Genomic DNA, 1,856 nt, shown 5'->3' on the forward strand with positions numbered 1-1,856 from the left:
CCCACGTACCCGTCGCGGTCGTACTTGGAGATCGCCACTTTCTGGCTGAACGGCAGATTGGGGTCGAACTGCGGTCCGGCGTCTTTGTCGTTGCGTGCCTTGGTCGCCGCGACGATTTGGCCTGAGACCAGGTCGTCGGGCGAGATCGTAATGGACGCTTTGACCCGCAGACACCCGGCGATCATCGGTGCCAGCAGCATCAGCACCGTGATTGCCACCATCCGCTGGCGTCGACGAGCGCTGAATCGTCGGGCTAAAAGCCACATGCTGCTGGCGCGCACCACGTCATCGTGCCAGACCCGGTGCGTCGGCACGGCCGGTACCGGGCGAGTCCAGGTGAGCGGCGCTGGGAGGCAGCCGTTGCTAGAGCGGCAGCTTGCGTCCCAAAATCGCGAAAGGCCGCGGATCACCGGCGAAGTGGTAGCCGCGGATGATGTCGGTGAAGCCGAGCCGCCGGTAGAGCCGCCACGCGCGGTTGGCCTCCCCGTCGGTCTCCGGCGTCGACAGCAGCACGTTTGCCTCACCACGCCCGGCCAGCAGTCGTCGGGCCAGCGCCTCGCCGAGACCGCGCCCCTGCGCCCTAGGATGAATGTGCAATTCCGTCAATTCGAAATAACTTGCCATCAGATTGATGATCTCCGGGTGGGCAAAACCGGCGCGCTGCAAGCCCAGAACTACTTGCTGCTGCCACCACTGATCGGGGGCGCCGCAGTAGCCGTAGGCAATTCCGAGCAGCGGAGCGTTGCCCAGCTCTGCCGCCGACAGCGGTTTGCCGCCGTCGTGATCGGCCTCCACTGCGGCCACGGCTTGCCAACCGCGTCGGCGGGTGTGTTCGAGCCACATGGCCGCGCGCTGCTTCTCGGTGCCACGCGGGTATCGCATTGCGTCGACGTACACACCCAGGGCGTCAGCGAGACGGCGCTGCATGTCGTGCGTCGACAGATCGATGAGGAAGGTCGCCAACTCGCGGTCTCCTCCTCGGGCGCTGATTCGGTGCGCTGCTTGAATTCTCATTATCGGCCCCCGCGCGACCTGCGGATCGACAACGTCGGCGGTCAAACCCGATGCCCGGCTAATGCTCGGGCCTTGCGGCCCGCATCGGTCGCCATGCTAAAGCTAATGGCCCCGCTGCTCTTCGGGCTTTTCGGGCCCGCATTGTCGTCAGACTACAATCGACGAGCGAACCAGTGGTATGGCGCAGTTTCACCTCGTATCATCTGAGTTAGTTGCCCCAACAAAGTGGGCATCCACGCTATGCGTGGCAGCCTGTCGGCAAGGAGGGACGAATGCCACTCTCCGATCATGAGCAGCGGATGCTCGAGCAGATCGAGAGCGCTCTCTATGCCGAAGACCCGAAGTTCGCCTCAAGCGTCCGTGGCGGTGGGTTGCGCGCGCCGACCGCCCGGCGACGGCTGCAAGGTGCGGCCCTGTTTGTTGTCGGTTTGGGGATGCTGGTTTCCGGGGTTGCGTTCAAGGCGACCATGATTGGCAGCTTCCCAATCCTTTCCGTCCTCGGTTTCGTGGTGATGTTCGGTGGTGTTGTGTATGCCATCACCGGTCCGCGGTTCCCAGGTGGGCGTGACCGGGCGGGGTCGCCGGGTGTGCCGCGGCCCCGTCGCGCCAAGGGCGCCGGCGGCTCGTTCACCAGTCGCATGGAGGATCGCTTCCGCCGTCGCTTCGACGAGTAGCGCGGTCGCGGCGAACGTGTAGGGCAGCTTCAGGCTGCCCTCTTTGTTGTGCTCGTCCGAGGTGGGCGCCGCAGGTGGTTCCATTGAGCGCCCCACAATGCCCCACCAGGTGACCAAGCCGGTCTTCGAGCCCGCTGAGCTCCCTGTTTCGCACATGTACTCATGCAT

General features: G+C 64.8%; 3 protein-coding genes. 1 reads left to right on the forward strand and 2 read right to left on the reverse strand.

Features of this window, described 5'->3' with window-relative positions; all coding sequences use genetic code 11:
- Positions 1-266 (reverse strand): LppM family (lipo)protein (locus tag ACFE99_RS22920; RefSeq protein WP_375488868.1); only part of this gene is annotated, 266 nt, incomplete at its 3' end.
- Between the two features lie 97 nt (positions 267-363).
- A complete protein-coding gene (locus ACFE99_RS22925) occupies positions 364-963 on the reverse strand; it encodes a GNAT family N-acetyltransferase (protein WP_375488859.1) in 600 nt (199 codons plus the stop codon).
- A 323-nt stretch (positions 964-1,286) separates the two neighbouring features.
- Between ACFE99_RS22925 and ACFE99_RS22930 the strand changes: the two genes are divergently transcribed.
- The gene (locus ACFE99_RS22930) at positions 1,287-1,688 is read left to right on the forward strand and encodes a DUF3040 domain-containing protein (RefSeq protein ID WP_324967763.1); all 402 of its coding nucleotides are present in this window, start codon (positions 1,287-1,289) and stop codon (positions 1,686-1,688) included.
- Positions 1,689-1,856: the final 168 nt, after the last annotated feature.

The organism is uncultured Mycobacterium sp., assembly GCF_964249325.1.
Taxonomy (GTDB): Bacteria; Actinomycetota; Actinomycetes; order Mycobacteriales; family Mycobacteriaceae; genus Mycobacterium.